Origin of the sequence: Brevundimonas variabilis, assembly GCF_014199945.1 — a bacterium.
Lineage (GTDB): Bacteria > Pseudomonadota > Alphaproteobacteria > Caulobacterales > Caulobacteraceae > Brevundimonas > Brevundimonas variabilis.
Map to the genome: position 1 here is coordinate 28919 of NZ_JACHOR010000002.1, position 22765 is coordinate 51683.

The 22765-nt window shown below is 66.3% G+C and carries 27 protein-coding genes; 18 read left to right on the forward strand and 9 right to left on the reverse strand.

Annotation, left to right across the window (positions count from 1 at the left end; genetic code table 11):
• Positions 1-4: 4 nt before the first annotated feature.
• The 3 genes from GGR13_RS16580 to GGR13_RS04760 form a co-directional block, all read right to left on the reverse strand.
• Positions 5-1081, reverse strand: a complete 1077-nt coding sequence (locus tag GGR13_RS16580) for a response regulator (RefSeq protein ID WP_246347703.1) — start codon at positions 1079-1081, stop codon at positions 5-7.
• A 147-nt stretch (positions 1082-1228) separates the two neighbouring features.
• Positions 1229-2179, reverse strand: a complete 951-nt coding sequence (locus tag GGR13_RS04755; RefSeq protein WP_183212372.1) for an acetyl-CoA carboxylase carboxyltransferase subunit alpha — start codon at positions 2177-2179, stop codon at positions 1229-1231.
• A gap of 255 nt (positions 2180-2434) precedes the next feature.
• Positions 2435-3724 (reverse strand): hypothetical protein, encoded by a 1290-nt coding sequence (locus GGR13_RS04760; protein ID WP_183212373.1) that lies wholly within the window; start codon positions 3722-3724, stop codon positions 2435-2437.
• On the opposite strand from GGR13_RS04760, the gene GGR13_RS04765 reads away from it, so the two are divergent.
• The 3 genes from GGR13_RS04765 to GGR13_RS04775 all read left to right on the forward strand — a co-directional run bounded on the left by GGR13_RS04765 (position 3717) and on the right by GGR13_RS04775 (position 5046).
• The gene (locus tag GGR13_RS04765) at positions 3717-4073 is read left to right on the forward strand and encodes a hypothetical protein (RefSeq protein ID WP_183212374.1); all 357 of its coding nucleotides are present in this window, start codon (positions 3717-3719) and stop codon (positions 4071-4073) included. The genes GGR13_RS04760 and GGR13_RS04765 overlap by 8 nt on opposite strands.
• A gap of 432 nt (positions 4074-4505) precedes the next feature.
• Positions 4506-4808, forward strand: a complete 303-nt coding sequence (locus GGR13_RS04770; protein WP_183212375.1) for a hypothetical protein — start codon at positions 4506-4508, stop codon at positions 4806-4808.
• Between the two features lie 13 nt (positions 4809-4821).
• Positions 4822-5046, forward strand: coding sequence for a hypothetical protein (locus GGR13_RS04775; RefSeq protein ID WP_183212376.1), 225 nt, complete (start codon positions 4822-4824; stop codon positions 5044-5046).
• Positions 5047-5208: 162 nt separating this feature from the next.
• On the opposite strand, the gene GGR13_RS04780 is transcribed toward GGR13_RS04775, so the two are convergent.
• Complete coding sequence (locus GGR13_RS04780) at positions 5209-6108, reverse strand: tyrosine recombinase (protein ID WP_183212377.1); 900 nt, start codon at positions 6106-6108, stop codon at positions 5209-5211.
• Positions 6109-6162: 54 nt separating this feature from the next.
• Here GGR13_RS04780 and GGR13_RS04785 point away from each other — a divergent pair, with 54 nt between their 5' ends.
• The 7 genes from GGR13_RS04785 to ygiD all read left to right on the forward strand — a co-directional run bounded on the left by GGR13_RS04785 (position 6163) and on the right by ygiD (position 11238).
• The gene (locus GGR13_RS04785; protein ID WP_183212378.1) at positions 6163-6759 is read left to right on the forward strand and encodes a shikimate kinase; all 597 of its coding nucleotides are present in this window, start codon (positions 6163-6165) and stop codon (positions 6757-6759) included.
• Positions 6756-7859 (forward strand): 3-dehydroquinate synthase, encoded by a 1104-nt coding sequence (gene aroB / locus GGR13_RS04790; RefSeq protein ID WP_183212379.1) that lies wholly within the window; start codon positions 6756-6758, stop codon positions 7857-7859. Before GGR13_RS04785 ends, aroB begins: the two co-directional genes overlap by 4 nt.
• Complete coding sequence (locus GGR13_RS04795) at positions 7856-8446, forward strand: GNAT family N-acetyltransferase (protein WP_183212380.1); 591 nt, start codon at positions 7856-7858, stop codon at positions 8444-8446. The genes aroB and GGR13_RS04795 overlap by 4 nt, the downstream gene beginning before the upstream one ends.
• A 36-nt stretch (positions 8447-8482) precedes the next feature.
• The gene (locus tag GGR13_RS04800; protein ID WP_183212381.1) at positions 8483-9313 is read left to right on the forward strand and encodes a D-alanyl-D-alanine carboxypeptidase family protein; all 831 of its coding nucleotides are present in this window, start codon (positions 8483-8485) and stop codon (positions 9311-9313) included.
• A complete protein-coding gene (locus GGR13_RS04805; protein ID WP_183212382.1) occupies positions 9310-9780 on the forward strand; it encodes a hypothetical protein in 471 nt (156 codons plus the stop codon). Before GGR13_RS04800 ends, GGR13_RS04805 begins: the two co-directional genes overlap by 4 nt.
• Before the next feature lie 88 nt (positions 9781-9868).
• Positions 9869-10471 (forward strand): NAD(P)H:quinone oxidoreductase, encoded by a 603-nt coding sequence (wrbA, locus tag GGR13_RS04810; RefSeq protein WP_183212383.1) that lies wholly within the window; start codon positions 9869-9871, stop codon positions 10469-10471.
• Positions 10471-11238: a 4,5-DOPA-extradiol-dioxygenase gene (gene ygiD / locus GGR13_RS04815; protein ID WP_183212384.1), complete on the forward strand. Its 768-nt coding sequence runs from the start codon at positions 10471-10473 to the stop codon at positions 11236-11238. Before wrbA ends, ygiD begins: the two co-directional genes overlap by 1 nt.
• On the opposite strand, the gene GGR13_RS04820 is transcribed toward ygiD, so the two are convergent.
• Positions 11239-11643: a DoxX family protein gene (locus GGR13_RS04820; RefSeq protein WP_183212385.1), complete on the reverse strand. Its 405-nt coding sequence runs from the start codon at positions 11641-11643 to the stop codon at positions 11239-11241. It abuts the gene before it with no gap.
• A gap of 15 nt (positions 11644-11658) precedes the next feature.
• Entirely contained in the window at positions 11659-13215 is a 1557-nt protein-coding gene (locus GGR13_RS04825; RefSeq protein ID WP_246347704.1) for an AMP-binding protein, read from the reverse strand.
• 183 nt (positions 13216-13398) lie between these two features.
• On the opposite strand from GGR13_RS04825, the gene lipA reads away from it, so the two are divergent.
• From lipA to GGR13_RS04855, 6 genes are all read left to right on the forward strand, one after another.
• Positions 13399-14361 (forward strand): lipoyl synthase, encoded by a 963-nt coding sequence (gene lipA, locus GGR13_RS04830; RefSeq protein WP_183212387.1) that lies wholly within the window; start codon positions 13399-13401, stop codon positions 14359-14361.
• Positions 14362-14368: 7 nt separating this feature from the next.
• The gene (locus GGR13_RS04835) at positions 14369-14821 is read left to right on the forward strand and encodes a type II toxin-antitoxin system RatA family toxin (protein WP_183212388.1); all 453 of its coding nucleotides are present in this window, start codon (positions 14369-14371) and stop codon (positions 14819-14821) included.
• A 1-nt stretch (position 14822) separates the two neighbouring features.
• The gene (locus GGR13_RS04840; RefSeq protein ID WP_183212389.1) at positions 14823-15956 is read left to right on the forward strand and encodes an NAD(P)/FAD-dependent oxidoreductase; all 1134 of its coding nucleotides are present in this window, start codon (positions 14823-14825) and stop codon (positions 15954-15956) included.
• Positions 15953-16471, forward strand: coding sequence for a GNAT family N-acetyltransferase (locus GGR13_RS04845; protein WP_183212390.1), 519 nt, complete (start codon positions 15953-15955; stop codon positions 16469-16471). Before GGR13_RS04840 ends, GGR13_RS04845 begins: the two co-directional genes overlap by 4 nt.
• A gap of 111 nt (positions 16472-16582) precedes the next feature.
• Positions 16583-16765 (forward strand): 50S ribosomal protein L32, encoded by a 183-nt coding sequence (gene rpmF, locus GGR13_RS04850; RefSeq protein ID WP_168048533.1) that lies wholly within the window; start codon positions 16583-16585, stop codon positions 16763-16765.
• A 128-nt stretch (positions 16766-16893) separates the two neighbouring features.
• Positions 16894-17532 (forward strand): hypothetical protein, encoded by a 639-nt coding sequence (locus GGR13_RS04855; protein WP_183212391.1) that lies wholly within the window; start codon positions 16894-16896, stop codon positions 17530-17532.
• Here GGR13_RS04855 and GGR13_RS04860 read toward each other — a convergent pair whose 3' ends face one another.
• The 3 genes from GGR13_RS04860 to GGR13_RS04870 all read right to left on the reverse strand — a co-directional run bounded on the left by GGR13_RS04860 (position 17533) and on the right by GGR13_RS04870 (position 20506).
• Positions 17533-18822, reverse strand: coding sequence for a dicarboxylate/amino acid:cation symporter (locus GGR13_RS04860; RefSeq protein WP_183212392.1), 1290 nt, complete (start codon positions 18820-18822; stop codon positions 17533-17535). It lies immediately after the preceding gene.
• Between the two features lie 116 nt (positions 18823-18938).
• Positions 18939-19739: an SDR family oxidoreductase gene (locus GGR13_RS04865; protein ID WP_183212393.1), complete on the reverse strand. Its 801-nt coding sequence runs from the start codon at positions 19737-19739 to the stop codon at positions 18939-18941.
• An 83-nt stretch (positions 19740-19822) separates the two neighbouring features.
• Positions 19823-20506, reverse strand: coding sequence for an HAD-IA family hydrolase (locus GGR13_RS04870; protein WP_183212394.1), 684 nt, complete (start codon positions 20504-20506; stop codon positions 19823-19825).
• An 80-nt stretch (positions 20507-20586) separates the two neighbouring features.
• On the opposite strand from GGR13_RS04870, the gene glmU reads away from it, so the two are divergent.
• Together glmU and rpiA are read left to right on the forward strand one after the other, a co-directional pair.
• Positions 20587-21930, forward strand: coding sequence for a bifunctional UDP-N-acetylglucosamine diphosphorylase/glucosamine-1-phosphate N-acetyltransferase GlmU (gene glmU, locus GGR13_RS04875; protein ID WP_183212395.1), 1344 nt, complete (start codon positions 20587-20589; stop codon positions 21928-21930).
• Positions 21927-22610 carry a ribose-5-phosphate isomerase RpiA gene (gene rpiA, locus GGR13_RS04880; protein WP_183212396.1) on the forward strand — a complete coding sequence of 228 codons (684 nt, stop codon included), beginning with the start codon at positions 21927-21929 and terminating at the stop codon, positions 22608-22610. Before glmU ends, rpiA begins: the two co-directional genes overlap by 4 nt.
• Positions 22611-22765 lie beyond the last annotated feature (155 nt).

Below are 22765 nucleotides of genomic sequence, written 5' to 3' on the forward strand. Positions count from 1 at the left end.
CCGGCTAGAGATCGTCCAGATTGAGCGGGCGTCGCCTTTCGAGCACCAGACGCAGATTGGCGAGGACCTCCGCGCGCTCCGCGTCGGCCTCCGGCGGAAGGCCCTGGATCAGTTGCAAGGCCTGGGCATGGACGGTGACGATACGCCAGTCGAACGGCGTGTCCGGCATTGCGGCATCGATCAGATCGCAGAGGCCGGACGCTGCGGTGCAGAGATCGACACGCTCGAAAGGACTGGCAGCATCGATCACGGCGCTCGACAGACGGTAGGCCTCGGCCAGGACCCGCTGCGGATCGGGATGGTCAGATGAAGGTTCCTGGAGCCGGACGAGATCGGCAATCCGTGTACTGACGATCTCCTGGCTCTGTGACTGAAGGGCCTGCAGGTTTGATCGGGCCTGGAGCAGGGCCGTGCCCACGCTCAGCCCGCCAGGGTCGTTGATCAGGGTCGATAGACGGGACCTTCGGGACTGCCAGACGACTGTATCGGGTTCCGGGTCTTTCTTCGGGGGCAGGGGTACACCGTCTAGGCGCCTCGACCTGAGCGCCGCGAGGCGAATCATGTCCCTGCGCCGCTCGTCCCGATCACGAGGCTCGGACACATTGAACCGGCGATCCGGCCCCGAGTAGTCGGACGTCTCGATGAACGGCCGATTGTCGCGGGCGACCCGGATCACGTGGTGGAGAAGAACCTCAGCCTTGAACGGCTTCTGGATCAGGACGTTCGCCCCACAGGCACGCACCTCTTCGACTGTCGAGGCGCGCGCATGCCCGGCCGTCATGATGACCGGCACATAGGCATTCGGCTCCAGTCTCGAGTTTCTGAGCCACCGGACCAGCTCGTGACCATTCATCCCTGGCATCTCACAGGCCACGATCAACAGGTCGACGGGATGGTCCATCAGGACCGCGATTGCTTCGGCTGCGCTTCTGCAGATGTATCGGGCTTCGATACCGAAACCGCGAAGAGCCTCTGTGGTCAGGCTGAGCGATATCGCCGAGTCGTCTATCACCAGGGTGTTGGCCCGGCTCAGATTGAACACGGCGCTGGCTCGAAGCGTTTCGCCGCCTGCTGAGGTCAACGGACGCTTCTGATTGAGAAAAGCTTGGTCATGGGGCGCCCGTCGGGCTCTCTTGCATGTCGGCAGCTATGGGTCTGCGCAGGAGCTACGCGCGCTGTACATGGTCGATCTTCAAGAGCGTGGCAGGCTTCCTGCCGGGTGTAAATGTCAGCCGGCTCGGCCGATCGCATAAAACCGCTCGGCACGCTGGGACCGCAGAGCGTCCGGCGAGAGCGGAATCAGGGCCTGCAATTCTTCCCAGACCGCGTCTCCAACGGCTGCGATTGTGGCCTCGCGGTCCGAATGCCCGCCGCCCTGCGGTTCGGGGATCACCCGGTCGACGATCTTGAGTTCCATCAGGTCCGGGCCCGTGATCTTCATCGCCATTGCGGCATCGCGGGCCCGGGCCCCGTCACGCCACAGTATGCCGGCGGCCCCTTCAGGCGAAATGACCGAATAGATGGAGTGTTCGAGGATCAGCACGCGGTTCGCAGCGGCGATGGCGATCGCTCCGCCCGAGCCCCCTTCGCCGGTGACGGTCGTGATGAAAGGAACACCCAGTGTCAGGCCGCGTTCGGTCGAGCGTGCAATGGCCTCGGCCTGTCCGCGCTCCTCGGCACCCAGACCCGGATAGGCTCCGGCGGTATCGACGAACGACAGGACCGGGATGCCGAACTGCTCGGCCATGTCCATCAGGCGCACGGCCTTGCGGTAGCCCTCCGGCCGGGCCATGCCGAAATTGTGCGTGAGGCGGGTTGCAGTGTCATGGCCCTTTTCATGGCCCATGACGACGACCGACTGACCGCGAAAGCGGGCGAGGCCGCCGAGGATTGCCTGGTCGTCTCCGAACTGGCGGTCGCCCCGCAGCTCGACGTAGTCGGTGAAGAGTCCGCCCAAATAATCGATGAAATGCGGACGCTGGGGGTGACGGGCGACCTGTGTCTTCTGCCACGGGTCGAGGGCGGCATAGGTCTTCTTGCGAAGCTGGTCGGCCTTCTTCTTCAGGCCGTTGATCTCGGTCTCGAACGAGCCGGAAGTCGCAGCGAGCAGCGACAGCTCCTCGATCTTCTCCTCCAGCTCGGCGATCGGCTTTTCGAAATCGAGATAGTGCGTGGCCATGAGGCGTCCGTGTCGGCGGCGGGAAGACCGCACTGCAAAGGCGGCGGAACCTAGTGCCGCTCGCGAGCCGGGGCAAGCGGGAGCGCAGCAAGGCCGACGGAATGGATGGGGCGTTTCAGGCCCGCACGATCCATGCCTGACCGCTCTTACGCCCGACAGCTGACGCTCATGCAGAGGTGATCGCCGTCGCGGAGCACGCATGCGGGCGACATTTGAGGCCTTGGGACGTCATCGGCGATCAACGAAGGAGGAGGATCACGCCATTGGTTTCAGGGCCGCCAGGAAATGCTCCTGTACGGCCGCAAGATAGGGCTCCGTGGTCTCGGTCAGCCTTGGGCCCGCGGTGACAGCACTCGTATTGTATTGCGATACGGCACCTGTCCCCAGGCCCGCCAGCGCGCCAAGAGCTCCGATAACCTGCCCGACAGCAGCATCACGCTTTTGCGCGTCCGTCGTTGCGTCATGGATCGGTCCGGCATCCGCGCCTGCGAGCAACAGCGATGACGACAAGGCCATCCAGTCCTGACCGAACTGGCTATTGCCACCTTTCGGCACGAACACCTCGACGCGCGTGGCTTCCGGAAGCAAGCGCACGCCGCCGCGTCCTGATACAGAGGCCGTGTTGCCAAGATCGCCGAGAAACCGGTCGGAGCTCGCCTCGACCTCGGCGAAGCCGATGGCGAAGCGCGGCATCACGACCATCGATCCTGCCATGGCTGAGCGAACAACCGCCATCCCCGTCGCGCCCATGTCGCTGGCGACACTGAAGGTGGCGAGACCGCTCGGGACGCGCGTGTCGCCGGTGACAATGTTCACGGACATGCCTTCGGGCGCATAGAAGGTCGACCGGCCTCCATCGACGTTTCCGTCCAGCGGGCCGGGGCGATCATTGAAGAGCCGCGCCAGATTGGCATCGGCACTCGTCTGATCGATGGTCGCGACCGTGTATCCGTGCGCCACAAGACCGGCCATGAACTGGTCGTACAGGCGTTGCGTCATCGACTGCATCGCAGCGTCGTCGACATTTTCGAACAGGAACGTCGTGGTCTGGCTCGCTCCAAATCCGCGTGTGCGCGCGTTCTTGCGCATCTGTTTGGCCACCTCCACCCTGAACGCAGGCACGTGGACCGTCATGCTGCTCAGCCTTGGCGTATTCAGGCTGCCCTGCAGCAGATCTGGCAGGCCAGCCAATTGACCCGCATCGGCAGCCACCACCTGTCGTCCTGCCCGAAACCGGCGGGTATTCACGACCTGCGCCGATGCCTGGCCCGCCAGAGCAACAGCGCTGCCTGCCAACATCAAGGCGCGTCGGTTCATGATCGATGTCATTGTCGCTTCCCCCCATCCAGCCTGTCGAAGAGCGTTAACAGCTACCGCTGTTATCACAATGGGGATGGTCAGGTATGGATAGGCCCGGGATGCAGGACATGACATTAAAGCTGGTAAAGTAATGGCCTGAAAAGAAGCGAGATTTCTGGTTTCAATCGAGGTTCGAACCGCCCCTCGGGAACGATTGGCTTTGGTGCAGGAGCGACGGATGGCCACAGTTCAGCTAACGACGTCCAGGCTGGCGTTGCGCGTCTATATTGAAGCGTCGGACTTCGCGACGGCGTTCGCCCTTGCTTCAGACCTGACCGCCCGACTCATGGTCATCGCGCCTGTTCGAGAGTGCCGGGTCTATCCGTATTGGAAGTTCGCGGACCATTTCGGCCTCTGGCTCGACATCGCGCCCAAAGACGACAAGGCCTTTGACGCGATCCTTGCGCTCATCGCTCCATCCTGGGAGGACTCAGGGCCTGGTCCGGATCGCTGGGCCGTGTGGAACCGCGCAACGCATGGCGGGGACCCGCTGATGCCAGCCATCACATGGGCCAGTGTTGAGCCGTGTGGCTGAGGCCTACCCAGCCATGCGGTGACACTGCTGGCGAGGCGCGCGCCGGGTCTTTGGCTGCGTCCCGCCCAGTCGGGTGAATAGAGCCAGCGTCGCCTGGCACCCTGCGTCGGTTGGCCTTTGACGAAGCGTGGCAAGCAAGACCGCAGCGTTTGACGGACCTGCCCCCGACGCGCCGAGGTTCAGATCACCTCAACTGGACCCACGACATCGGCGACCTGCTCTCGATTCCCATGGCGTCAGTGCAGGCGGTCTGCCCTCACGCGTCTTGCCAAAGTCTGCTTTCGGGCGAGATGCAAATATTGTGGTCCGACCCATATCCGACTTCAGGTCGTTCATCCTGACGGCCGAGTGCGAACGAAGACCGCCGGTTTCCGTCGGTTGCACCCCGTTGTTCGTTGACGGTAACTGCTCCCACAAAGGCAGGGGCTTTGGATGGATTGGCGTTCAGGGGTGGGTCCGGCGGGGTTCGTTGCCGCGATGGTGCTGGCACCGGTCGTGATGGCTTACGCGCCTCCCGAGGTGAACGCCCGGGTCGAGATCTCGGCGGCCGTGGCGGGATCGAGCGCGACACTGGAGGCCGTCGAGCGCCAGGCGAATGCCCGTGACCGGGTCCGGCAGCAGGAAATCGCGGCGCTGCAGACGCGCCTGACCGAGGCCGAAGCGCGCGGTGCCGCCGAGGCCACGCGGTTTCATTTTCTACGACTGCCACCGGGTCCAGACCACGGCCGGATCTAGTTACCAGGTCACGATGCGTTCGTCAGACTTCGACACCTATCTCAGCGCAGGTTCGCTCCAGTGCGGCGGCGAGGCCAGCGTCAACGACGATGATGGTGGAGGCGGTACGAACGCTTCGCTGTCGTTCAACGGAGATGGTCAGGTCTGGTTCGTGAGGGCCAACAGCCTGGAACCCGCGGCAACCGGCACCTATTCCCTGGAGCTCACCACGGTCCGTGATGGGGGAACGGGTCCTTAGGTAGCGAGCGGCCCTCGACCAGACGGTGCAGTGTCGTTGATTGGCGCTTAGGCGCAAAAAGGGGAACGGAAGCACGGGCGGGAACGTCCGCTTCCCACCCATGTCGGTCGTTGGGAACATCTGTTCTCGGCAACCAGAACGACCCGATCTCGACTCCCGGTCCTATTCCTCCCGCGCCAGCGGGTGGTGGCGGTGGACGACCTCCGTCAGGCGCTCGGTGGCGACGTGGGTGTAGATCTGGGTGGTGGCGATGTCGGCATGTCCCAGCAGGGTCTGGACGACGCGCAGGTCGGCCCCGCCTTCCAGCAGATGAGTGGCAAAGGCGTGGCGCAGGACGTGGGGGCTGACGCGTGCCGGGTCGATCCCGGCCGTGATCGCCGCCTGGTCCAGCAGCTGGGCAAACCGGCGCGGCGTCAGATGGCCGGTGGTGCCAGAGGACGGAAACAGCCAGACACTGTCGGGAGCCCTGGGCTTGCGGGCGGCGTCGCGGGCGGTCAGCCAGGCCTTGACGGCATCGCGCGCCGAAGTGTTCAGCGGGGCCAGACGCTCCTTGCCGCCCTTGCCGCGCACGATCAGCCAGGCCGGATCGCGCCGCACGGCCTCGACCTTCAGCGCCAGCAGTTCCGACACCCGCAGGCCCGATGCATAGGCCAGTTCGGTCAGGGCGATCAGCCGGACACCGGCCTGACCGTCCAGCGCCGCCGTCGCCGTCAGCAGCCGCTCGACCTCGTCGCGTGACAGGGTCCGGGGCAGGGTCCGTCCCTGTTTCGGGGCATCCAGCCGGCGCGACGGATCATCGGTCCGCCAGCCCTCGCCCAGGGCGAACCGGTAGAACTGGCGTACGGCCGAGCGGCGTCGCGCAGCGGTGGCGGCGGACAGGCCCCGTGTGGACAGGGAGGCATACCAGGCCTCGATCCCGGCCTCGTCAGCCTGCATCAGACCGCCATGCCCCAGCGTCCCCTCGGCATCGGCCAGATCGCGGGCATAGGCACTGAGCGTGTGGGGCGAGGCGTCGCGCTCGACCGCCATCATCTCCAGAAAGGCCTCGACCTGCGGGCTCATCGGGCGATCGGCCTCTGGCCATGCGGAGGGCTTGGTGTAGAGGTTGCGACGATCATGCCTGCTACGCTCGACTCCTTGCCCGTCACGACACCCGACAACGGGCCGATTCCCTATCCGGAGCGCACCATAGCGCTGGTCGGCCTGATGGGTGTGGGCAAATCGACCGTGGGCCGTCGGCTGGCCGCGCGCCTGGGCCTGCCTTTCCATGACGGAGACGAGGTGATCGAGGAGGCGGCGGGCATGAGCGTGTCCGACATCTTTGCTCAACTGGGCGAGGCCGAGTTCCGGGCCGGAGAGGCCCGGGTCATGCGTCGCCTGCTCGAAGCCCCGCGTATGGTGCTGGCCACGGGCGGCGGGGCCGTCCTGAATGCCGAGACCCGCGCCTTGCTGAGGACGCGCGCCACAACCGTCTGGCTCAAGGCCGATCTGGCGGTGGTGGCCAGCCGTGTGCAGCGGCGCGACACCCGCCCCCTGTTGCGCGGCAAGGACCCGCTTCAGGCGCTCAGTGCAATGGCCGAGGTGCGCTACCCCGTCTACGCCACCGCCGATGTGACGGTCGAGGTCGGTGCCGGTGCCCACGCCCAGTCGGTCGAGGCCATTATGACGGGGCTCAGCGCCTTCTGGGCACGGCAGGCAGAGGAAACGCCATGACGACGGTCCCGGTCGGTGGTGAAGGTTTCGCGGCCTATGATGTGGTGGTCGGGCGCGGTCTGCTGGGGCAGGCGGGTTCACGGATCGCGCCCTTCGCCCGCGGTCGTACGGTCATCGTCAGCGACGAGACCGTCGCCGCGATCCACGGCCCCGCGCTGACCGCTTCGCTGGAGGCGAACGGCATCCGCACCGCCATGGCCACGGTGCCGGCCGGCGAGGCCTCCAAGTCGTTCCCCGAGCTGGAGCGGCTGATGGACCAGCTGCTGGCCAAGGGACTGGACCGTAAGGACGTGATCGTGGCCTTGGGCGGCGGTGTCGTCGGCGACCTCGCCGGGCTGGCGGCGGCGCTCTACATGCGCGGCATCGACTTCGTCCAGGTGCCCACGACCCTGCTGGCCCAGGTCGACTCCTCGGTCGGCGGCAAGACCGCCATCGACACGCCGCGCGGCAAGAACCTGGTCGGCGCCTTTCACCAGCCGCGCCTCGTCCTGGCGGACATCGACGTGCTGGCGACCCTGCCAGCGCGCCAGCTGCGATCCGGCTGGGCCGAGGTGCTCAAGCACGGACTGATCTGCGATCCGGACTTCTTCGACTGGCTGGCGGGCGAGGGTGCTGCCGGTGCGTCGGGCGATCCGGCGGCGCTGGAACGGGCGGTCATCCGCTCGGTCGAGATCAAGTCCGCCATCGTCTCGGAGGACGAAAAGGAGGCCGGGCGTCGGGCCCTGCTCAACCTCGGCCACACTTTTGGCCATGCGATCGAGGCGGAGCTCGGCTTCGAGGAGGCCGCCCTGGCCCATGGCGAGGCGGTGGCGCTGGGCTGTGCCATGGCGTTCCGATACTCGGCATCCCAAGGCCTGTGCCCGCCCGCCGATGTGGCCCGGGTCGAGGGGGTGATCGCGGCCGCTGGCCTGCCAACCCGTCTGGACCAGGCCGGTCGTTTCGACGCCGGGGCCCTGCTGGCGCGGATGGCGGGTGACAAGAAGGCCGAGGGTGGGGCGCTTACCCTGATCCTGGCCCGACGGATCGGCGATGCCTTCGTGTCCCGCAATGTTGATTCGGCTTTGGTCACTGACTTTCTGAGGTCCGAGGGCGCGGCGTGAAGATCGAGCCGACGCCGCTCGAGAACGACGTCGTCCGGCTTGAGCCCTATGCCGATGCTATTCGGAACGAGCTACGCGAGGCCCTGAACGTCGATCCCGACAGCTGGAACCTGCTGGCCGGTTCGGCCTTTGGCCCGGCCTTCGATGTCTGGTGGACCAACTGGACCGGCCAGCAGGCTGCGGGGCAGGCGGTCTGCTATGCGGTCCGCGACCAGGCGACAGGCCGGCTTGTGGGCACCACGGCCCTGTTCGAGGTGCAACCGAAGCATCGCCGACTGGAACTGGGCGCGACCTTCTACCGGCCCGAGGCGCGCGGTCACCGGGTCAATCCCGCCTGCAAACGTCTGCTGCTGGGCCATGCCTTCGCGGCCGGCGCTGTGCGGGTCGAAATCCTGACCGACGCCCTGAACCTGCGCAGCCGGGCTGCCATCGCCAGGCTTGGCGCGGTGGAAGAGGGCATCCTGCGGGCGCACAAGATCACCCATACCGGCCGGGTGCGCGACACCGTGATGTTCTCGATCCTCCACACCGACTGGCCGAACGTGCGTGAGCAGCTGGACTCCCGGCTGGCACCGGCGGCGACCTGAACCCTTGCTCCCGGCGCGCGGATGGGGCTTGCTCGGATGATGAAGCTTCTTCTCGGCATGCTGGGCCTGACGCTGACGCTGGTAGCCGGCACAGCCCGTGCGCAGGCCTGCCAGTCGTCGGACGGCCCCTGGGCCGGTCCCGCCTTTGCCAATGCGATTTCGGTCTATTCGCTGGAGTGGGCACCGTTCGGGGCGAACGAAGCTGGCTGGGAGACCTATCTGCCGCTGATCCAGAAGGAGATCGGCACCGACTGCTCCCCCACGACCGTAGAGTTCGCCGCGGCCCTTGCTGCTTTTCAGGGTCGCCATGCCCTCGTTCCGACGGGACAGTTCGATCAGGCGACCTTCCAGGTTTTTCGCGGTCTGTGGCAGGAGCGGCGCCCCTTCGTGATGGCGCGGCTCAGGGACGAATGCCCGGACCCGCCGCCCCTGCGAGATCTGGGCTATCTGGAGGCGCCGGAAGAACATGCCGACCGGCTGACGCGGCTGCTCAGGCGCGATGTGCTGGAGGCCTATCGCCGCATGGTCGCCGCTGCCCGGGCCGAGGTGCCTGCGGTGGCCGCCGATCCGGAACTTCTGCAGATCTTTTCCGGCTTCCGAGGCCCCGAGGCCGATGCAGCCCGCTGTGCGGCCCAAGGCAATTGCGATGGCCTGCGTCGTGCCGTGTGCTCGCCGCACCGCACGGGTACGGCCGTCGACCTCTATGTCGGACAGGCCCCCGGCCTTGGCGTTGACAACACAAGCTTCGCCAGCCGACGCCATATGACCCAGGGACCGACCTACCGCTGGCTGGTGGCCAATGCCGGGCGGTTCGGCTTCGTGCCCTATGTGTTCGAGCCGTGGCACTGGGAATGGGTCGGGCCATGAGTCTGTGGGCCGCGATCCGGGGCCTGACGTCTGGTGAGCAGGGCCTGGCCGTGAGCGTGTTCGGCCGGGCGGTCCGGCTGGAGACAGTGCGGTTCGTGAAAAGTCCGTGGCCCTTCGACCGGGCGTTTGTGGCGGGGCGGTGGTTCGGGCGCGACTGGATCGTCTGGCCGGGCAGGGGGCTCCCCGACGACTTCGCCGTGGCACCCCTGGCGGTCCAGGCGGTGTTCATTCACGAACTGGTCCACGTCTGGCAGGCCCAGACCGGGGTCAATCTTCTGGCAGCAAAACTGAGGGCCGGGGACAGTGCGGCATCCTATCGCTACCCGATCGATCATGGCTGCGACTGGAGCTGCCTGAACATCGAACAGCAGGCCATGATGGTGGAACATCGCTTTCGCCTGTCGCGCGGCGGAGCCGTTCCGGCCGGGCCGCGTTTCTATGCGGATCGGCTCCCGTTTCGCCCTTGACGTCTGACCGCCTGCTCCCCATCTGGCACTAGGACTGTTGCGGATTTTGCCGCCGGTCTCAGCTTCGGGTTCAGACAAGGAGACGTTCATGGCCAGAGTTCTGGTGCTTTATCATTCGACCTACGGACACATCGAGACAATGGCCGGTGCGGTCGCAGAGGGGGCTGCCAGCGTCGAGGGCGTCACCGTCGATATCAAGCGGGTTGCCGAAACCGTTCCGGAAGCGCTTGCGAAATCCTCGGGCTACAAGCTGGATCAGGCCGCCCCGATCGCCACGGCAGATGACCTGCCGAACTATGACGCCATCATCGTCGGTGCGGGCACGCGGTTCGGGACCTTTGCGTCCCAGATGCAGGCGTTCTGGGACACGACTGGCGGTCTCTGGTTCCAGGGCAAGCTGATCGGCAAGGTGGGCGGGGCCTTCACCTCGTCCGCGAGCCAGCATGGTGGGCAGGAAACGACCCTGACCGGCTTCCACAAGACCCTGCTGCATCACGGCCTGATCGTCGTGGGGCTGCCCTATGCGTTCCAGGGCCAGATGAACATGGACGAGATCACGGGCGGCAGCCCCTATGGTGCCACGACCCTGACCAAGGGTGACGGCTCGCGTCAGCCCAGCGCCAACGAGCTGGAAGGCGCACGCTTCCAGGGACGCCACATCGCAGAGATTGCCCGGAAACTGCACGGCTGATGCGCCAGCCCGCCATCTTCTTCGGGCATGGTTCGCCGATGAACGCCCTGGGAGGTCCCTACGGGGTCGTCTGGCGCGATGTCGGCGAGCGCCTGGGGAAGCCGCGGGGCGTTCTGATGGTGTCGGCGCACTGGGAGACCCGGGGGCTGGGCGTGACGGATCAGGCCTGGCCCCCGACCATCCATGACTTCGGCAATTTCCCTGCCGAACTTCATGCCTATGACTACCCCGCCCCGGGATCGCCCGCGCTGACGGCACGCACCGTCGAGGTCATGACGCCCGATATCGCCCATCCGACCAGCGAATGGGGTCTGGATCACGGCACATGGTCGGTACTGACCCATGTCTGGCCGGACGCCGATGTGCCAGTGGTCCAGCTTTCGCTGGACCGTACCCTTGATGCCCGCGGCCATTACGAGCGCGCCAGGAGACTAAGACCCCTGCGCGACGAAGGCTATGTCATCGCGGGCAGTGGCGACTTCGTCCACAATCTGCGCACCTGGAAACGGGACGGGGGTGCCGACCCCTATGGTTGGGCCCATTCCTTCAACGAGGCCGTCAAGTCGGCGCTGGTCCGGGGCGATCATGACGCCCTGATTGACTGGGTCGGACTGGCCGAAGACGCACAGATGAGCGTGCCGACGGACGAACATTTTCTTCCGCTGCTCTACGTCGCGGCCCAGGCGGATTCAGGCGAGCCCGTGAGCTTCTTCAACGACGTGATAGACGGCGGTTCGATCTCCATGACCGGTGTCCGCATCGGCTGATCAGCGCGAGCGCCGACGCCGGCCTTTGGGCATGGTGTCCAGCGCCCAGGCACCGGGGCCCGCAAAGCTCAGGTACAGGAAAACAAAACAGTAAAGCGCCGCCAGCTCTCCGCCGTTGACCAGTGGGTACAGGCTGGACCCCGCATGGAACTGGAAATAGGCGACGGCCATCATCCCGGACAGCACGAAGGCCACAGGGCGAGTGAACAGGCCGACCACAATCAGCATGCCGCCGACCAGTTCCAGCACACCGCCCACACCCATCTGACTCATCAGCTCGAAGAGGCCATTCGCCGCCTGCGGAAAGCCGAAGATCTTCTGAGTGCCATGCTGGACGAACATCAGACCCGCGATGACCCGCAGCAGCGACAACACCCTGGACGCATGGGGAGCGAGGAAATCCATCGTCTGGTCCCTGAGTCAGCCAGCCCTGGCGTCGGACTCGGCCAGGGTCTGGATCGTGACATAGTCTGTCTTGCCGGTGCCGAGCACAGGCAGTTCGGCGACCACCATGATCTTCTTGGGCACCGCCAGCTCGGGTGCGCCATGGTCTCTTGCCCAGGCGCTGAGCGCGCTGCTTTCGGCATTGGGCCGGTCCGTCATGAGAACCAGCTTTTCTCCCTTGCGGGTATCGGCAATAGCCACGACGGCATGGCGATGCTCGGGCCAGACCGTGGACACCAGACCCTCGACCGCGCTCAGGGAGACCATCTCGCCGCCGATCTTGGCGAAGCGTTTCACGCGGCCCAGGATGGTGATGTAGTCCTCGTCGTCGATCTCCACGATGTCGCCGGTATCATGCCAGCCCCCCTCCAGAGGTTGAACCTCAAGCGGGTTATCGGCGGACACATAGCCCGCCATGACATTGGGCCCGCGCAGGAACAGGCGCCCACCACGGTCGATGCCTTCCACGGGATCCAGGCGGGCCTCCATGCCGGGCATCAGCTGCCCCACGCTGCCGGGACGGTTACGGTCCGGATGGTTCACGGCAACCACCGGTGCGGCCTCTGTCGCACCATAGCCTTCGAGCAGCTTCACCCCTCCGAACTTGGTGTTGAACAGGTGATGCGTCTCGTCGCGCACGCGTTCGGCCCCCGCCACGACGAATTTGACCGTCGAAAAGTCGTCAGGACCGGCTACGCGGGCCCACTGGTTCAGGAAGGTGTCAGTGGCGAAGAGCACGGAGGTGTTCACCTCTCCCAGCAGGGCCGTGATCTGCTTGGCATGGAGCGGCGAGGGATACTGGAACGATTTCAGCCCTGAGAGGATGGGCAGCAGGGCTCCTCCCGTCAGGCCGAAGCAGTGGAAGGTCGGCAGGGGATTGAACATGACCCAGTCCGGGTCCAGCGGAACATGGGTCGAGATCTGGCGGCAGTTGGTGATCAGATTCTTCTGCGTTAGGACCACACCCTTCGGTGCGCCGAAACTGCCCGAGGTGAACAGAATGACGCCGGGCTCGCTGGACTTCGTCGCTGTCCGGAACCGTTTCGGCATCAGTCCGCCCATCAGGCCGAACAATTTGTCGGACACGCCGATCGTCTTGCGCACGTCGTCCAGCCAGGTGACCTCGGCCACCGTGCCCAGGTCATCCATCAGGTCGTCGAGCTTGGCCTGGTCGATGAATCGTTTCGCCGACAGGATGCGCTTGAGGCCTGACGCCTTGACCGCGGCCTTCAGGTTCAGCTGTCCCGAGGTGAAATTCAGCATCACAGGCACGCGACCGAAGGCATGCAGGGCGAAGAAGACGACCACGACGCCCATGGACGACGGCAGCAGGATCCCGACCCGTTCGCCGGGCTGGGTCATGGCCGCGATCTTGCGGCCCAGCACCAGCGCAGCCCGGATCAGCCCGGTGTAGGTGAGGGGTTTGCGATCCTGGTCCTCCAGGATTTCCTTGTCACCGAAGCGGTCACGGGCATTGACGAGGGCGTCGAAGAGAGATTCCTCGCCGGCCTTGGGGTCGAGAGCAGGCCGCAACTGTCGTCTCCTCCGGGGCATTGCACGCGCCCCCTGTTTTTAGCGAAGGGCAACCTAGTGCCCGTGGGGGTGATTGAAAAGATGCGTTACGATGCGTGAAGTCCCGATGCGACTGGGGGCGACGGGATGTCATCCGCCGCCGCCTTGCCTTCCGCACGCGGAAAGACGACATAGCCTTCCACAATGGTCACCCTGATCGACACCCTCACCCGGACGCCAGCCGAGCTGCGTCACCCGGAAAAACAGAACCGGCCCGAGACGGCCGTTCTGCGCAAACCGGACTGGCTCAGGGTCAAGGCTCCTGGATCGGGTCAGTACAATGCCACCAAGGAGATCGTGCGGTCCAAGGGGCTGGTGACGGTCTGCGAGGAGGCGGCCTGCCCGAACATCGGCGAGTGCTGGAGCCAGAAGCACGCGACACTGATGATCATGGGCGACACCTGCACGCGGGCCTGCGCCTTCTGTAACGTCAAGACCGGACTGCCTCAGCCGCTGGACCCTGAGGAGCCCGCCAAGGTCGGCCTGGCGGTGTCGCAACTGGGTCTGAACCATGTGGTGATCACCTCGGTCGACCGCGACGATGTCGCTGATGGCGGAGCCGCCCATTTCGCCGAAGTCGTGCGCCAGATCCGGCTTCAGGCTCCCCGGACCACGATCGAAATCCTGACACCGGACTTCCTGCGCAAGGATGGTGCTGCCGAGGTCATGATCGATGCTCGCCCCGACGTCTTCAACCACAACCTCGAGACCGTGCCGCGGCTGTACCTGAAGATCCGGCCCGGAGCCCGCTACTTCCACTCCCTGCGCCTGCTGCAGCAGGTCAAGGAGCGCGACCCCAACCAGTTCACCAAGTCCGGTATCATGGTCGGCCTTGGCGAGACCAAGGAAGAGGTCATGCAGGTGATGGACGACATGCGCTCGGCCGGCGTCGATTTCATCACCATCGGCCAGTACCTCCAGCCCACGCGCAAGCACGCGGCCATCGATCGCTTCGTGACGCCCGAGGAGTTCAAGGCCTATGAGGCCATCGCCCGGGCCAAGGGCTTCCTGATGGTATCGTCCTCGCCCCTGACGCGCAGTTCGCACCATGCCGGGGATGATTTCGCGCGGCTGAAGGCGGCCCGTCTGGCCCAGACCGGACGCTGATCCCGACTTGGCCGTCCACCGCGTCACCCGCGTCCTGCCCTATGCGCCGGACCAGCTTGCAGCGCTGGTCGCGGACATCGAATCCTACCCCCGGTTCGTGCCATGGGTCACGTCGATGCGCGTCTGGAACGCGCGGCCAGAGGCCGAGGGTGTCGATCTGGTCGATGCCGAGGCCCAGGTGGGCTTCTCGTTCCTCAAGGAGCGGTTCTCGACCTGGGTCCGGCACGATCGGACCCGGCCGATGGTCGAGGTCGGCCTGATCCGCGGGCCGTTCAAGCATCTCAAGAACCGATGGGAATTCTTTCCCGATCCGGCGGGGACCCGCCTCGAGTTCATGATCGACTTCGCCTTCCGGTCCCGCCTGCTGGACGGCATGCTGCATGCCAATTTCGACCGCGCCGTCGGATCCCTGATCCGCTGCTTCGAGACCGAAGCGGCGCGGCGCTACGGAAAACCCTGAGATGGCCGCGCCCTTCGACTTCGATGCGACGGTCGTGGGGGCAGGGGCAGTCGGGCTTGCCTGCGGGCGGGCGCTGACGAAGCGGGGCCTGACGGTTCTGGTTCTCGAAAAGGAGCCGGCGATCGGGCAGGGGGTGTCCTCGCGCAATTCCGAGGTCATCCACGGCGGCCTCTACTATCCGACCGGCTCGCTGAAGGCCCGGTTCTGCGTCCAGGGCCGGCGCGCCCTCTATGCCTATCTCGAGACCCGCAAGATCGACTTCGACCGCTGCGGCAAGCTGGTGGTGGCCTCCGTACCCGAAGACCTCGACCGGCTGGATGCCATCCTCGACCAAGCCCGTGCCAACGATGTCGAGGAGATGCAGCGCCTGACCCGCGACGAGGTCTTGGCGCTCGAGCCCGAACTGAAAGTCGAAGGGGCGATCCTGTCGCCACAGAGCGGGGTGTTCGACAGCCACGGCTACATGCTGGCGCTGCAGGGCGAGATCGAGGACGGCGGCGGGGCCGTGGTCGTCTCCACCCCGTTTGAACGTGCCGAGCCCCTGCCGGACGGCGGCTTCAGGATCACCGCAGGCAGTGCGGATGGCACAACGCCCACGACCCTGACGACCCGGCTGCTCGTCACCGCCCCGGGTCTGGGAGCCCAGGCCGTGGCGGGCCGCATCGACGGCTTCCCGGCTGACGGCATCCCCGCCGGCCATTTCGGCAAGGGCGTCTATTTCAGGCTGGCGGGCAGGGCCCCGTTCAGGCGGCTGATCTATCCGCCGCCGATCCCGGGCGCGCTGGGGACTCACTACCGACGCGATCTGGGCGGGCAGGCGGTCTTCGGACCCGACCTGACGTTCGTCGACACCGAGGACTATTCGGTCGACCCGGCCAAGGCAGACGAATTCGCGGCCTATATCCGTCGCTTCTGGCCGGGCCTGCCCGACGGGGCCCTGACCCCCGACTATGCGGGCATCCGGCCCAAGCTGCACGGACCGGGCAAGCCCCAGCCCGACTTCCGGCTGGACGGCCCCTCCGTCCATCAGATCGACGGTCTGATGGCCCTTTTCGGGATCGAGAGCCCCGGCCTGACCAGTTCGATGGCGATCGGCGAGGCGGTCGCGGACGCCCTGCTGGTGGATGCTGCATGATCGTGCGGACAGAGCGTCTGGTGCTCCGGCACGCCCGGCCGGATGATCTCGACGACCTCCATGCCGTCCTATCGAACCCGCTGGCCATGCGATGGTGGGCCACCCTTCCGCACGAGACCCGCGCGGAGACTGAAGGCTGGCTCGACCGCATGATCGCCGGCAATGCGGGCGGGTCCGTCGATTTCGTCATCGAGCGGGACGGTGTCGTGATCGGCAAGGCCGGCTGCTGGCGGGTGCCGGATATTGGCTACATCCTGCATCCCGACCACTGGGGGCAGGGGCTGGCGACCGAGGCTGTTAGGGCCACGATCGATGCGGTGTTCGCTCACACCGAGGTCGAGACCCTGACCGCCGACGTCGACCCCGAAAACGCGGCCTCGATTCGGCTGCTGGAGCGGCTCGGCTTCCACCGCACCGGCTTTGCGGAGCGGACCTGGCACATCGGCGGCGAGTGGAAGGACAGCTTTTACTACGCCCTGCCACGCGCAGAATGGGCCTTGCGGCAACGGGGTTGAAATAGCCGCCGCCTTCATGCATAAGCCGCCGCTCGCTGGCGGCTCTTGAAGGGCCGCCGCATTCGTTTTTCGCGCTGTCCCTCGGCGCTGACCTTTGAGATTGAGACGGACATGGCTGTTCCGAAGCGCAAAGTATCACCCTCGCGTCGCAACATGCGCCGCGCCCACGACGCCCTCGGCACCAATGCGTACACCGAGGACAAGGACACGGGCGAGCTGCGCCGTTCGCACCACATCGACCTGAAGACGGGCACCTATCGCGGCCGTCAGGTTCTGACGCCCAAGGAAGACTAGGTCTCTGTTCGATGCGGCGCTTCGCGCGCCGGTCGAAATCTGAACCCGTGATTCGTTGACGCCGCGCGATAGCCTCGCGCGGCGTTTTCGTGCGTTATGGGGGTCTGTTCTACGGCTCCAGGAGATTCATGATGGTTCGTATTGTCCGCCCGGCGGGTCTGGTGACCCTGATGCTCGCGACGGCCCTTGTTGGCTGTGATCAGCTTCAGCCGCAAAAGACGAGCGAACCGGCCGCTCCGGCTCCAGCCGCCGCGCCTGCAGCTGGGACACCTGCCACGCCTGCGACCCCGCTCATCCTCACTGCCCAGGGCTGGGGGCCGCTGGGCATCGGCATGACGAAGACCCTTGTCATCGAAGCCTTGGGCCCGGACGCCACACCCGCGACCGTCGGGGGTGCCGAACCGGGTTTGTGCGAACAATTCCGGCCACAACGCGCGCCGGCCGGCACTCTGGTGATGATCGAGAACGGACGCCTGAGCCGTATCTCGCTGGTCGAGGGCTCGACCCTGAAGACCGAGCGCGGCTTCGGCGTCGGATCGACCGCGGCGGAGATCAAGGCCGCCTATGGCGGTGCCGTCGTGTCCCAGCCGCACAAGTATGAGGCTGCACCGGCCGAGGACCTGTTCGTCTGGTCCAACGGCGGGTCAACGGCCTATGTTCAGGATCCCGACGCCCGCGGCATCCGCTACGAGATCGGCACCGACGGCAAGGTCAAGGCCGTCCACGCCGGTGGACCTTCGATCCAGCTGGTCGAGGGCTGTTCCTGATCAGATTCCGGCGGCGCGGGCGGTCTCGGGCGTATCCAGCTCGGGATCGCCCGGCAGCCAGGCGACCTGACCGTCATAGATGCCCTGGTCCAGCAGGCCCTCTTCCCTGGCGACCAGCACGGGCACCAGCATCTGGCCCGTGACATTGGTGGCCGTGCGCATCATGTCGATGATCCGGTCTATGGCAACGATATAGCCGATCCCCTCCAGCGGCAGTCCGGCCGTCGACAGGGTCAGGGTCAGCATCACGATGCTGGTTCCCGGCACGCCCGCCGTTCCCAGCGACCCCAGAACGGCTGTCAGGCCGATGAGGACGTACTGCGTCAGGCTCAGCTCGATCCCGAAATACTGGGCGATGAAGATCGCCGCGATGGCGGGATAGATGGCCCCGCACCCATCCATCTTGACGTTGGCACCGAGCGGCACGGCGAAGGCGGCATAGGCCTGGGGCACGCCGAGGCGCTCTACCGTCTGGCGCAGGGTGATCGGCAATGTGCCCAGCGATGACGATGTCGCGAATGCCGTTTGCTGGGCCGCGAACGCGCCACGAAAGAAGCTCGCCGCCTTCAGCCCGTGCAGCTTCAGCAGCCCCGAATAGACGATCAGGATTTGGAACAGGCAGGCCGCATAGATGGCGATGATGAATCTGCCCAGGGGCAGCAGGGCCTCCCAGCCATAACCCCCGACCACCGATCCGATCAGGCCAAACACGCCGATGGGGGTCAGCTGGATCACCCAGCGGGTAATGCGGAAGATGATCGCCGCTCCCTCGTCGACGAGCCGCCGCGCATTCGCCGCCCGATCGCCCAGCGCCACCAGCGCGGCCCCGATCAGGGCCGAGAAGAAGATGATCTGCAGCACCTTGCCCTCGCTCAACGCCGTGAAGGGATTGGTTGGAACGATGCCGATCAGAACGTCCAGCGGCGTGGGAATTTCCCGCTCCCGGACCTCGCCGAGGGGCAGGTTCGTCAAGCCCAGTCCTGGATTGATCAGATGCCCGAAAGCGAACCCGACCAGCACCGCCAGCAGCGAGGTGATCGCGAACCACAGGATCGTTCGCGCTCCCAGACGCACCGCCCCGGCCCCTTCGCCCAGTTTGGCGATCGACGAGGCGATGGTGAACAGCACCAAGGGCGCAACCACCATCCGGATGAGGTTCAGATAGACGTCGCCGATCGGCTGCAGCCAGACCTCGGCCTGCTCGCGCAGGATCAGCCCGGCAAGGATACCGAGGGCAAACCCTGCAGCGGTGCGCTGCCACAGGGGAATGGCGAAGAAACGTTGGAGCATGGGGCAGCTTTCGGCGGCGGCGCGTCCGGTCTTTGCGCACCGACGGCAGAAATCCGCAACGCCTCCGGGGACGACGGTTTCAGCACCCGGGGTTTAGAAAATCTCGTCCGCTCGGTTCAGCCCTGCCGGTCAGCCCCCGACGGTGCTGGCGCGCCTCCGGGGCTGTGGACGCCATTCGGGGCGTTCATGCGAGCGAACACGGCATCATAGTCGCCGCGCGCCTCTGCCTCGCTGAGAAACTTCACCCGCTCCACCAGAACCTCGTCATGACCGGCCTCGAACAGGGCGACGCTTTCGGATGTGAAGTCGGCCAGAGGCATGGACCGGGGATCCTGGGCATGGCCAGGCATCACTTCCGTCGCCACGGCAGGCGGAGCCCACTCGACCACCCTGACCGATGTGTCCTTCAACTGATGCCGCAAGGACTGGCTCCAGGAATGGATGGCGGCCTTGGTCGCGCAATAGGTGGGGGTGACGGCCAGCGGCACGAAGGCCAGTCCCGAAGACACGGTGACCACGGTCGCCGACGGCCGGGTCATCAGATGCGGCAGTAGCGCCGCGGTCAGTCGGATCGTCCCCAACAGGTTGGTCGTGACGATATCCTCGACCAGTGCCAGGTCGATGACCCCCTGGGACAGATCCTCGGATTTCATGATCCCCGCATTGTTGACCACGACGTTCAGGTCGGGGTGGTCGGCGATCACCTGGGCGGCGAAGGCGGTGATGGCTGCCGCGTCGCCGACGTCCAGCACCGCGAACGCCATTCCCGGATGGGCGGCTGCGACCTCTGCCAGGGCCTCGCGCCGGCGCCCGGCGATGATCACCTTGGCCCCCTTGGCATGCAGCGCCTCGGCAAAGGCGCGCCCAATCCCGGAGCCGCCACCGGTGATCAGGACGGTGTCCTTGGTGGTATCCATCTTGCGTTCCTCAGGGTCTCGCGGTGCTGAAGCCGCCGGCCTGCCCGGCGTTCCGGCATGTCGTCAGTGTCGGTGCGCCTGTCCTAGCGGCGAAGCAAAAGCGCGTCGACAGCGGCAGGCAGGTCTGCGAACCGGTCGATCGTGACATCGCCGCCCAGTTGCTCCGGCGGGACATCGCCATAGCCGAAGCTGCAGACGACGCAGGGAATGCCCGCATTCCGCGCGGTGCCCGTGTCCGTCGAGGCATCCCCGACCATGACAGCCCGCGCCGGGTCGCCCCCAGCCAGTTGCACAGCCTCGATCACATGGGCGCCGTCGGGCTTGCGTGCCGACACCCGGTCCGGACCGGCCACCACCGCGAAATGGCGGGCGAGATCCAGCTTGCCGATCAGGGTCTCCGACAGGTCGGTCCGCTTGTTGGTGGCGACGCAGAGAATGGCCCCGCGCGCCGACAGGGCATCCAGCGTCTCGACCACGCCCTCGAACGGCCGGGTCAGGTGGTCGATATGGGCCACATAGTCGGCGATGAAGTGATCGAACAGCTCGGGCCGGGCCGCCTCGTCCCAGGTCGCACCCGCCTCGGCGAAGCCGTGCCGCAGCAACGCCCGGGCCCCATGGCCCACCAGATGCCGGGCCGATGACAGGGGCACCGGCGCAAATCCCTCGATCGCCAGCATCCGGTTCAGCGTCCCGATCAGGTCCGGGGCCGAGTCGACCAGGGTCCCGTCGAGGTCAAAGGCGATGGTCACGCCGGTCAGGTCGTTCATGGCATCATCCGAAGGCTCGCGAAGGCCCGCCCTTTGGGCTAGATCGCTGGCGACGACAAGCCGCCCGGGACCGATCCGACATGACGCCAGACGCCGCGCCGCGCGCAGCCATCATTCTCGCTGCCGGCCAGGGCACACGTATGAAGTCGCCCCTGCCCAAGGTGCTGCACCCCGTCGGGCACAGGGCCATGCTGGATCATGCCATCGACGCGGCCGAGGCCCTGGGCTGCGAGCGAATCGTGGTCGTGGTCGGCACCCATGCGCCGCAGGTCCGCGACCACGTGGTCGCGCGGCTGGGCGAGGCGGCCATCGCCGTTCAGGACCCGCCGCTGGGCACCGGCCATGCGGTCCGCGCGGCAGAGGCTGCCCTTGCCGGGTTCGAGGGCGAGGTGGTGGTCACCTATGGTGACGTGCCCCTGCTCAAGGCCGCAGACATCGCGCCGGTCTTCGGCGGGCAGGGGGTGACGGTCATCGGCTTCGAGGCGCGCGATCCCGGCGCCTACGGACGGTTGGTCATGGAGGGCGACACCCTGTCGGCCATCACCGAGGCCAAGGAGGCGTCGGCCGAGGTCCTGGCCCTCACGACCTGCAACTCGGGCGTCATGGCCGCGCCGGCAGGCCTGCTGTTCTCGCTGCTGGGCGAAGTGACCAATTCCAATGCCAAGGGCGAATACTATCTGACCGACGTGGTCGAACTGGCCCGCAAGCGCGGGGCCCCGACCCGGGCCGTCATGGCGGGAGAGGATGCCGTCATGGGCGTCAATGCCCAGGCCGAACTCGCCCAGGCCGAGGCCCTGTTCCAGTCCGTCCAGCGCGATGCTTTCCTCGCCGCCGGCGTGACGATGAGTGCGCCCGAGACGGTGCATTTCGCCTGGGACACCGAAATCGGCGCCGGAACCGTGATCGAGCCTTTCGTCGTCTTCGGACCCGGCGCCCGTGTGGCCGAGGGGGCACGCATTCGCAGCTTCAGCCATCTCGAGGGGGCTTCCGTCGCCAGCGGGGCCGAGGTCGGCCCCTATGCCCGGCTGCGTCCCGGCGCGACCCTGGGCGAGGGGGTCAAGGTCGGCAATTTCGTCGAGGTCAAGAACGTCAGCATGGCGGCCGGGGCCAAGGCCAATCACCTCAGCTATCTGGGCGACGGTTCGGTGGGCGAGGGCGCAAACATCGGCGCCGGAACGATTTTCTGCAACTACGACGGCTACAACAAGGCCCGGACCGAGATCGGGGCCGGCGCCTTCGTCGGCTCGAACTCGGCGCTCGTGGCCCCGGTCAGCATCGGGGCAGGGGCCATCGTCGGGTCGGGCTCGGTGATCGTCGAGGACGTCCCCGCCGACGCCATGGCGCTCGGACGCGGCCGTCAGGTCAACAAGCCGGAGGCCGGCGCGGCCTTCCGCGCCAAGGCAAGGGCGAAGAAAAAGTCATGAGCGACCTGCAGAAACGCCTCGCCGGTGAAGCGGCCGCCCTGCGCGTCGAGGCCGGGATGGTCGTCGGTCTCGGCACCGGCTCCACGGCCGCCTGGTTCGTCAAGGCCCTGGCCGAGCGCAAGCTTGCGGGCCTGCGCTGCGTCCCGACGTCGGAGAAGACGGCGGATCTGGCGCGCGAGCTGGGTCTGCCGCTCTCGACCCTGGATGACACGCCACGCATCGACCTGACGGTCGACGGTGCCGACGAGGTCGGCCCCGGTCTGGCCCTGATCAAGGGCGGCGGCGCGGCCCTGCTGCGCGAGAAACTGGTCTGGGAGGCCTCCGCCCGCTGCATCGTCATCGCCGACGAGGCCAAGGTGGTGCCGGTCCTGGGGGCCTTCGCCCTGCCGATCGAGGTCGTGGCCTTTGGTCACAAGACCACGGCCAATCGCATCGCCGACGTCCTGATGGACCATGATATCGGCATGCCCGCGCGCCTGCGTCAGGCAGACCGGGGCGTGGTCCGGACCGACGGCGGCAATGTCATCTATGACGCCCTGTGCCAGGCGATCCACGACCCGGTGCGGCTGGCGGACGACCTGAAACTGATCACGGGCGTCGTCGAACACGGCCTGTTCCTCGACCTCGCGGACGAGGCCATCATCGGAACCGACGACGGGGTGCGGGCGATCCTGCCCTGACCTTGCCGGAACCGGGCCGGCTCCCTAACTGCTGGCATCGGGGCGGTATCCGGGAATGTCCCGCAGACCTCGCCCTGACGTCCGGACCTGATTCCAGACAATCCAGACGATCCAGACACTCGCCGCGATCGAGACGATCGAGACGATCACGACGA

Excerpts from the sequence above, each read along its gene's own strand:
- GGR13_RS04755 (WP_183212372.1), bottom strand. The coding sequence starts at position 2,179 with ATGGCCACGCACTATCTCGATTTCGAAAAGCCGATCGCCGAGCTGGAG.
- GGR13_RS04765 (WP_183212374.1), top strand. The coding sequence starts at position 3,717 with ATGGCCACAGTTCAGCTAACGACGTCCAGGCTGGCGTTGCGCGTCTAT.
- GGR13_RS04770 (WP_183212375.1), top strand. The coding sequence starts at position 4,506 with ATGGATTGGCGTTCAGGGGTGGGTCCGGCGGGGTTCGTTGCCGCGATG.
- GGR13_RS04775 (WP_183212376.1), top strand. The coding sequence starts at position 4,822 with ATGCGTTCGTCAGACTTCGACACCTATCTCAGCGCAGGTTCGCTCCAG.
- GGR13_RS04780 (WP_183212377.1), bottom strand. The coding sequence starts at position 6,108 with ATGAGCCCGCAGGTCGAGGCCTTTCTGGAGATGATGGCGGTCGAGCGC.
- GGR13_RS04785 (WP_183212378.1), top strand. The coding sequence starts at position 6,163 with ATGCCTGCTACGCTCGACTCCTTGCCCGTCACGACACCCGACAACGGG.
- aroB (WP_183212379.1), top strand. The coding sequence starts at position 6,756 with ATGACGACGGTCCCGGTCGGTGGTGAAGGTTTCGCGGCCTATGATGTG.
- GGR13_RS04800 (WP_183212381.1), top strand. The coding sequence starts at position 8,483 with ATGATGAAGCTTCTTCTCGGCATGCTGGGCCTGACGCTGACGCTGGTA.
- GGR13_RS04805 (WP_183212382.1), top strand. The coding sequence starts at position 9,310 with ATGAGTCTGTGGGCCGCGATCCGGGGCCTGACGTCTGGTGAGCAGGGC.
- wrbA (WP_183212383.1), top strand. The coding sequence starts at position 9,869 with ATGGCCAGAGTTCTGGTGCTTTATCATTCGACCTACGGACACATCGAG.
- ygiD (WP_183212384.1), top strand. The coding sequence starts at position 10,471 with ATGCGCCAGCCCGCCATCTTCTTCGGGCATGGTTCGCCGATGAACGCC.
- GGR13_RS04820 (WP_183212385.1), bottom strand. The coding sequence starts at position 11,643 with ATGGATTTCCTCGCTCCCCATGCGTCCAGGGTGTTGTCGCTGCTGCGG.
- lipA (WP_183212387.1), top strand. The coding sequence starts at position 13,399 with ATGGTCACCCTGATCGACACCCTCACCCGGACGCCAGCCGAGCTGCGT.
- GGR13_RS04840 (WP_183212389.1), top strand. The coding sequence starts at position 14,823 with ATGGCCGCGCCCTTCGACTTCGATGCGACGGTCGTGGGGGCAGGGGCA.
- GGR13_RS04845 (WP_183212390.1), top strand. The coding sequence starts at position 15,953 with ATGATCGTGCGGACAGAGCGTCTGGTGCTCCGGCACGCCCGGCCGGAT.
- rpmF (WP_168048533.1), top strand. The coding sequence starts at position 16,583 with ATGGCTGTTCCGAAGCGCAAAGTATCACCCTCGCGTCGCAACATGCGC.
- GGR13_RS04855 (WP_183212391.1), top strand. The coding sequence starts at position 16,894 with ATGATGGTTCGTATTGTCCGCCCGGCGGGTCTGGTGACCCTGATGCTC.
- GGR13_RS04860 (WP_183212392.1), bottom strand. The coding sequence starts at position 18,822 with ATGCTCCAACGTTTCTTCGCCATTCCCCTGTGGCAGCGCACCGCTGCA.
- GGR13_RS04865 (WP_183212393.1), bottom strand. The coding sequence starts at position 19,739 with ATGGATACCACCAAGGACACCGTCCTGATCACCGGTGGCGGCTCCGGG.
- GGR13_RS04870 (WP_183212394.1), bottom strand. The coding sequence starts at position 20,506 with ATGAACGACCTGACCGGCGTGACCATCGCCTTTGACCTCGACGGGACC.
- glmU (WP_183212395.1), top strand. The coding sequence starts at position 20,587 with ATGACGCCAGACGCCGCGCCGCGCGCAGCCATCATTCTCGCTGCCGGC.
- rpiA (WP_183212396.1), top strand. The coding sequence starts at position 21,927 with ATGAGCGACCTGCAGAAACGCCTCGCCGGTGAAGCGGCCGCCCTGCGC.